This is a genomic window from Lysinibacillus sp. NPDC048646, assembly GCF_050272295.1.
GTDB lineage: Bacteria > Bacillota > Bacilli > Bacillales_A > Planococcaceae > Lysinibacillus.
The window spans coordinates 1-6,737 of sequence record NZ_JBNNLZ010000050.1 but is presented as its reverse complement, the minus strand read 5'-3'; the positions used below and the strand labels follow the sequence as shown (position 1 = coordinate 6,737).

Genomic DNA, 6,737 nt, shown 5'->3' with positions numbered 1-6,737 from the left:
CGAGCCATAAATATTTTCTCTTCGGCAGTAAAGTTAGCCATAAAAAACACCCCTAAATCGTTAGATTTGGTGTCTAACAATTTAGGGGCAGTTCACTATGGCTACAGTTTTTTCGTCACGCTGTATATCTAATGTGGTAGTCTCTGTTGTACTTTCTGTGTAATCTAATGGTATTGGTGACGTCAAATTGCGGTCAACATGCTCGTCAATTTGCTGAGATGAAAGCGCGCAAGTTGCCCTTGTGGACTCAGTCATTTCGCTAACTTGCATGCCATCATGTTGCGTACATTGATCAGTACAAAGGTCGGCAATCGCTTCTTGATTGAAACGATACCATTTGGTGCGATCCATTTTCATGCGATTATAATGACCGACCACAATCAATTGCTGTTCCTCTAGTTTTCGAATTGTGCGCTCAAGTGTACTTTTTGACCAAAATGGAAATTCCTTATGCCAATCTTCTAATGTTTTATAAATCCACTTATGTCCATCTCGATCGTTTTTAGAAATGCGCAACCAATAATACATTTGCTGTAAAACGAGGGCTTGATTTAGCCCAATTTTTACAGCAAGTGAAGGCAATACCTGCAGCGGGGATTCATTTATTAGTAAGTTCATCTTCGTCACGTCTCCTTCAAGTCGGTTTGTGAAATGAGAAATGCCATAGGAGGCATTTTTCATATCACTTACTATATATCGTTTTAGGACTGAAAGAGGGACATGAATTTGAAAAATATTGGTATAGAAAATAATGCGAGTGTATGTTCGGAATGTGTGTTCTCTTTTTGTGCGAAGTATGTTAAATTAGGGAGGTAGAATTATATCCATACATAAGGAGAGGAAGTTAATATGCAAGGGAATACACACATCGTTGGGGGCATCACCGCAAGCCTTGCCTTTGCACAAATTTCCAATGATAACCCATTCGTTTTAGTAGGAGCGGGCATTGTCGGGGCATTAATGCCGGATATTTGCCATGGCGGTAGTAAAATTGGGCGAACGTTTCCCATTATTTCGAAAATCGTCAATAAGCTATTTGGCCATCGTTCCTTCACACATAGTTTACTTTTCTTGTTTCTAGTCGTGACACTGCTGCATTCATTTATACCGTACGAAGCCATTACGGCGGGTATTCTAGTCGGAATGGTCAGTCATATCGTGCTTGATATGGGCACGAAACAAGGGGTGAAGTTATTTTTCCCCATCAACATTTCCGTTCGTTTTCCACTCACAACAAAAACAGGTGGGAAAGTGGAGAAGGTCGTGTTCGCACTGTTATCAGGACTTTCACTATATTTCGGCTATGAACTCATCAGTGAATTCATTCATGTTATCTAAAAAGTAAGAACCCCTGCGCTTGTGAACTGAGCAGGGGTTCTTGCATTTTTATGAATTGTCGTGAATTGTTTGAGTGCCAGGCACCACCTGCACCTCTTCAACAGTTTGCTCAACTTCGGCGCGTGTTATCTTCTCACGGCCATCTTGCATCGCTTTCAATGTTTTATGTGCTAATGCAAGTGGAAGACGGCAGAACAGTAATACCGTACGTTTATTAATATCCTTCATATACAAGTCTGCTTTCGCTAAGTTTTCCTCAGCATAGGCAAATAAATCCTCACGTGTCCATCCGTCTGGCACGAAACTCACGCCGCGTTCGTTCAAATCCTCATGTTGATTGCGTAAAATATTAACGGCTTGTAGCCCACGACCATAGCCAATCGCTAACTCGCGGTCTGTTTGAATGTCTGCACCCCATGCCCAAAGCTCTGACAGCATTGTACCAACAAGCCCTGCCACGTAGTATGTATAATCATCCAAATCCTCACGTGTATGCACTTGCCAGTTTGCCTTAGCCCATTTCGCCATACCAAATGCCATCTCACTTGTGGAGGCTTGGACAATTTTACGAGCGCCTTCTGGGCAAAATGTAAGCCAATCTGCTAAACGAAGTGATACTTCAGGTAATTGCTCAGCATAAGGAGCTAATAATGCAGCATACGCTTCCGCATCGAAGTCTACCTTTAATAATTCACTCGTTGCAGTCAGTAAATCGAACTTTATATCGTTTGACAGCATTTCGTGATCTTCAATTTCATCAATCGCGCGCATCGCTAAATAAGCAGCTGCAACTGACATTTTTAACTCATTTTTTAAAAAAGTAATCGGTATATAAAATGTGCGACTCGTTTCTTTTAAAACGTGCATCGCTTCTTTATAGAGTGTTTTTTGATCTTTCACTTGTATTCCTCCGTTCAAATGGTACCACATCTATAGTATATCGTATCTTAAAAGTGGGGAAAGATAAAACAGATTGTTCAATTTATAGTCATATTCTTTGTAAACACTTAAAAAAAATGATAAAGTTTATTGGTAAACTATTTAACTCTATACAATATATTGATAAACATTACTGTAAAGATTTAAAGGTATTGGCGTTTATTTTGTGCGAAATCAACAAAACAATCGCATACGCCGAGGCGACTATACAATGAGAGGAAGTTATGAAGCATGGGACGATTAGATAATAAAATTGCCATTATTACAGGAGGCGCATCAGGTATGGGCGCAGCAATGGCAGAATTATTTTCACAAGAGGGTGCAACAGTAATTGCAGTCGACATTAACGAAGAAAACTTAGCAAAAATTTCTGAATTAGACAACGTTGAAGGGATGAAATTAGACGTTTCTTCTGATGAAAACTGGGCAGAAGTGACAAAAGCAGTCGTTGATAAATACGGACGCATTGATATTTTGATTAACAACGCTGGTATTGCCGGTAAAAAAATGCCAGATGATATTACAGAGCAAGACTGGGCACTTATGCACAAAATCAACTCTTTTGGTCCTTTCTTAGGCATTAAACATGCATCCAAATACATGAAAGAAGCCGGTAAAGGTTCAATCGTGAATACTTCATCGTATACAGCGATTATCGGTTCCGGTTTCAACGAATATTCAGCCTCAAAAGGATCATTACGCGCAATTGCACGTGCGGCAGCTGCCGAATTCGGTCAATTCAATATCCGTGTAAACACAGTTTTCCCGGGTGTTATTGAAACACCAATGACTGCTAACATTGGTCAATTCAAAGAAGCAATGGACATGTTGATTCGTGCCACGCCAATGGGTCGTCTTGGCCAACCAGACGAAGTTGCGAAAGCAATTCTATTCTTAGCATCTGATGAAGCTTCATACATTACAGGTGGAGAGCTTGTCATCGATGGTGGTTACTCAGCTCGTTAATGAGCAGATAATAGATATATAAATGAGTGGAAATGCACTGAAAGCCGTGCATTTTCACTTTTTTTCTTTGTTTGATAGAATAGGGATAAAGTGAATCTTCAATCAGTGTGGGTTCCTTCACCCCCCACAATAGATAGAGGAACACAAGCTAAAACCTTCACATCCTGTGAAAAAGCTTGTGTGACCAACATCCTGTTGCTGACGCTTCGCTTTCGCACAAAAAACATCTGTCGCTGCCGCTGCGCTTTCGCACAAAAAACATCCTGTTGCCCCGAACCAATCGGGCGTTTACAGTCAGTTGAACTTACTCCTCGTGTGGATTGAACGATTGAGCCAAAGTTATGTAAATGAAATGTAAAAATAGTGTGAATAATAAAATAATTTTGATGTTTTTCGTGTTTTTTTTATGAAAGTTTGCTAAGTTATTGCACAATCATTTCAACAGGGGTAAAGTTTAGGAAGGGCGAATACTCAATTACGCCTCGGCATAATTGTCGCTGACGCTTAGTTGTTATTTTGCCATCGTGCAGATAAACAATGCGTTGGGATTTTGATTTGTGCAAGCACAATGACTCGTTTCAAAATCAGTGACATTCGTTGGAGGCATGAACTATATTCAAACGGTGCTTAGGCATTTACTGAATAAAAGTTAAACTAGTATTCATCTCATCTATAGAGGTAGGAGATTTCTACTGAATAAAGTTAAAGGAGAATGGTATGCCAAAGGCTATAGGTATTGATGCAGGCGGCACATTGACGAAAGTTGCTTATTTAGACGAGCATAATGAACTTATTCTATCAACTTTTCCGTCTAATGATTTGCAGGCTGTAAAGGATTGGATTATTAATAATCCAGATATTGAGGATATTGGTGTTACGGGGGGACGTACGGAACAATTACTTGATGTCATTAAAACAATGAAATCGATTCATTATATAGTAGAGTTTGAAGCTACATTGAAGGGTGTCCGCTTTTTGTTAAATAAAGGAGGATATTACTTTGAACGTAGTATGATTACCAATATTGGTACGGGGACTTCGATTCATTATATGGAAGGAAATACGCATATTCGTGTTGGTGGGACAGGTATTGGTGGCGGCACATTGATTGGATTGTCAGCGCTTACAACAGGAATTACCGATTACAATGAAATTCGTGAAATGGCGGTAAAAGGAAATCGGGAGGGCGTTGATCTACTGGTAAAAGATATTTATCAAGGAATGGACACACCGATTGATGGACATTTAACAGCGAGTAATTTTGGCAAAGTTGGTATTACGGAGGCCATTAAACAGCCAGCAGCGGATATTCTTGCAACTGTTCAAGGGCTTGTCGGTGAGGTTATTACAACACTCAGCATTCAGTACGCGGAAGAAAAAAATGCCCAACATATTGTCTATATCGGTTCAACCATTAGCAATAATGATCATCTCGTCAATGTTATTGCCAATTACACGCGTACGAAAAAACATACACCTGTCTTTATTAACGACCATGGTTTTTCGGGTGCAGTCGGTGCATTACTGAACATAACTGAATATACGATTGTCTAATAGGACAAATAAGAATGTACCTTACTAATTATTATTGGTGATGTACATTTTTTTTGATTAGCAGTCGGTGAGAACATTGCAACGGGGGAGCAGCATGAGTAATAACTTTACACCCAGTGGCTATATAAAAAATTAAAATCATCACAAAATGGTAAATGGAAATAGTTATCCAAATGAATCTGATTTGAGGTAATATTAAACTAACGGAGAGGGCTAGTTGAATAAGTGAAACTTTCTATTAATGGGAGAAACGAACATAATGAAACAAGTGTTACTTTTATTTTATGGTTGTAACTTAGACTATTCCAATATTAGCTTTTTAGAGAAGGACTTTCTTCAACTAACGGTGCAGTTTAGCTTAATAAAAATGAAACGAAATAGATGTCTAACCGTATAAATAATTAGGTAGAGGGGGGATAAATTTGAAGTATTTTCTGCTTGGAATAGGTTTATCAATAATCGGAATTTTAATATCAATATTTCTTTGGGGAATTGATAAAGCATATTTGGTAACAGGAAGTATAGGTTTCATCTTTATTGGTATTTCGATGGTCATGTCAGGTTCAATCGTAAGTGGAGACAGAATGAGGGCAAATTTCGCTACTGAATCAGCAGAAGATGGGAAGGAACGTAACCGAATAACATTCAACTCGATGCTTCTCGGCTTACCCAGCGTTTTAATAGCCGTTTTACTTTATTATTTTATTACCTAAATTTCGAGACTTCCGATTAGGCTACCGAAATATGGTGACCTTTTTGTTATTTGGCTGGAGAGATAGATCCATCTGACTCAACAATAGGGGGCTTGCCAGATAGATTTACAACATTAAGGAAGGAATTGTCCCCAAACCACGCTTTGGAAGCTTTCTTCTTCAATTAATGATGCAGGTTTGTATAAGAGTGAAACTTAAATCTTTGCGATTCGTACTTAAGATATAAGTGAAAATTAAACCACTTATATAAAAGAAAGCTAACTACATATGGGGAGAGAAAATGATGAAGCCAAAAGACTTATCTGATGTTTTACTTAGTGGGAACTTTGAGAAAGTGTACAAACAAATGAGCGAATATTTCCAAAATGAAGTATCCTTTAAGCAGTTTCAGGAGTTCGGTGAAGAATTTAATAAAGATATTACTAAATTAATATTACAGTCTGAGCTTCCTTACAATAACGGGGCAAAACAATATGTATGGACTGATGTTAGTGGTACTAAAGGAATGATTGCAGTTTTTGATGAAGATGACGTCATACAGGTATTACAGTTGATCCCACTCGCTGTTTATCACGAAACAGATGAAATTTTTACTAAAACAAAATATCATTTACCTTTTCGAGACGAGTGGTTCGTATTTTGGGGGGGGACGAACAAGCTGGTAAATTACCATTATGAATATGAAAATCAACGCTATGCTTATGATTTTGCAATAGTGAATGAGAATAGGTCCTATGATGGTGATCCAACCTTAAATGAAAGCTATTTTGCATTTGGCAAGGAATACCTGGCACCTGCTGATGGAGTGGTTGTTAGTATGGTGAATAATGTAGAAGACAATGAACCAGTTGGTACATTTAATGAGGAACAACCTTTCGGTAATTATGTTATTCTTGATCATGGAAATGAGGAATTCAGTTATCTTGTGCACTTTAAACACCAGTCAATTGTAGTGAAGCAAGGGGATAAAATAAAGCAGGGTAACTTGCTTGGACTCGTCGGAAATTCAGGGAATTCCAGTGAACCTCATATCCATTTTCATGTAGCTGACTCTCCAGACCCAATGAATTCAAAAAGCATCCGTATCAACTTTAACGAAAAGAGGGATCTCATTCAGGGAGATTTTGTGAAATTGGTATGTCAACACTAAACTGGACAAAAATTATAAGGTCTGTTTTTTAAATTCCACGGGTGTTAAATAGCCTAATGTTCCATGAATTCGAATGT

7 protein-coding genes are annotated in these 6,737 nt (G+C 38.4%); 5 read left to right on the top strand and 2 right to left on the bottom strand.

The genetic code is table 11. The features are described 5' to 3' along the window. Window positions 1–81: 81 nt before the first annotated feature. Window positions 82–618, bottom strand: coding sequence for a hypothetical protein (locus ACQKII_RS24445; protein ID WP_427463028.1), 537 nt, complete (start codon window positions 616–618; stop codon window positions 82–84). A 231-nt stretch (window positions 619–849) separates the two neighbouring features. Between ACQKII_RS24445 and ACQKII_RS24440 the strand changes: the two genes are divergently transcribed. Then, window positions 850–1,338 carry a metal-dependent hydrolase gene (locus ACQKII_RS24440; RefSeq protein ID WP_427463027.1) on the top strand — a complete coding sequence of 163 codons (489 nt, stop codon included), beginning with the start codon at window positions 850–852 and terminating at the stop codon, window positions 1,336–1,338. A gap of 48 nt (window positions 1,339–1,386) precedes the next feature. On the opposite strand, the gene ACQKII_RS24435 is transcribed toward ACQKII_RS24440, so the two are convergent. Further along, window positions 1,387–2,238, bottom strand: coding sequence for a squalene/phytoene synthase family protein (locus ACQKII_RS24435; RefSeq protein ID WP_427463026.1), 852 nt, complete (start codon window positions 2,236–2,238; stop codon window positions 1,387–1,389). Window positions 2,239–2,508: 270 nt separating this feature from the next. On the opposite strand from ACQKII_RS24435, the gene ACQKII_RS24430 reads away from it, so the two are divergent. From ACQKII_RS24430 to ACQKII_RS24415, 4 genes are all read left to right on the top strand, one after another. Next, window positions 2,509–3,243 carry an SDR family NAD(P)-dependent oxidoreductase gene (locus tag ACQKII_RS24430; protein ID WP_427463025.1) on the top strand — a complete coding sequence of 245 codons (735 nt, stop codon included), beginning with the start codon at window positions 2,509–2,511 and terminating at the stop codon, window positions 3,241–3,243. Between the two features lie 717 nt (window positions 3,244–3,960). Next, a complete protein-coding gene (coaW, locus tag ACQKII_RS24425; protein WP_427463024.1) occupies window positions 3,961–4,797 on the top strand; it encodes a type II pantothenate kinase in 837 nt (278 codons plus the stop codon). Between the two features lie 422 nt (window positions 4,798–5,219). After that, on the top strand, window positions 5,220–5,510 hold the full coding sequence (locus ACQKII_RS24420) for a DUF5316 domain-containing protein (RefSeq protein ID WP_427463023.1): 291 nt from the start codon (window positions 5,220–5,222) through the stop codon (window positions 5,508–5,510). Between the two features lie 280 nt (window positions 5,511–5,790). Next, window positions 5,791–6,660: a M23 family metallopeptidase gene (locus ACQKII_RS24415; RefSeq protein ID WP_427463022.1), complete on the top strand. Its 870-nt coding sequence runs from the start codon at window positions 5,791–5,793 to the stop codon at window positions 6,658–6,660. Window positions 6,661–6,737: the final 77 nt, after the last annotated feature.

What these genes read in the sequence shown, in the direction of transcription:
- ACQKII_RS24440 (WP_427463027.1), top strand. Translation starts at nt 850, where the DNA reads ATGCAAGGGAATACACACATCGTTGGGGGCATCACCGCAAGCCTTGCC.
- coaW (WP_427463024.1), top strand. Translation starts at nt 3,961, where the DNA reads ATGCCAAAGGCTATAGGTATTGATGCAGGCGGCACATTGACGAAAGTT.
- ACQKII_RS24430 (WP_427463025.1), top strand. Translation starts at nt 2,509, where the DNA reads ATGGGACGATTAGATAATAAAATTGCCATTATTACAGGAGGCGCATCA.
- ACQKII_RS24445 (WP_427463028.1), bottom strand. Translation starts at nt 618, where the DNA reads ATGAACTTACTAATAAATGAATCCCCGCTGCAGGTATTGCCTTCACTT.
- ACQKII_RS24415 (WP_427463022.1), top strand. Translation starts at nt 5,791, where the DNA reads ATGATGAAGCCAAAAGACTTATCTGATGTTTTACTTAGTGGGAACTTT.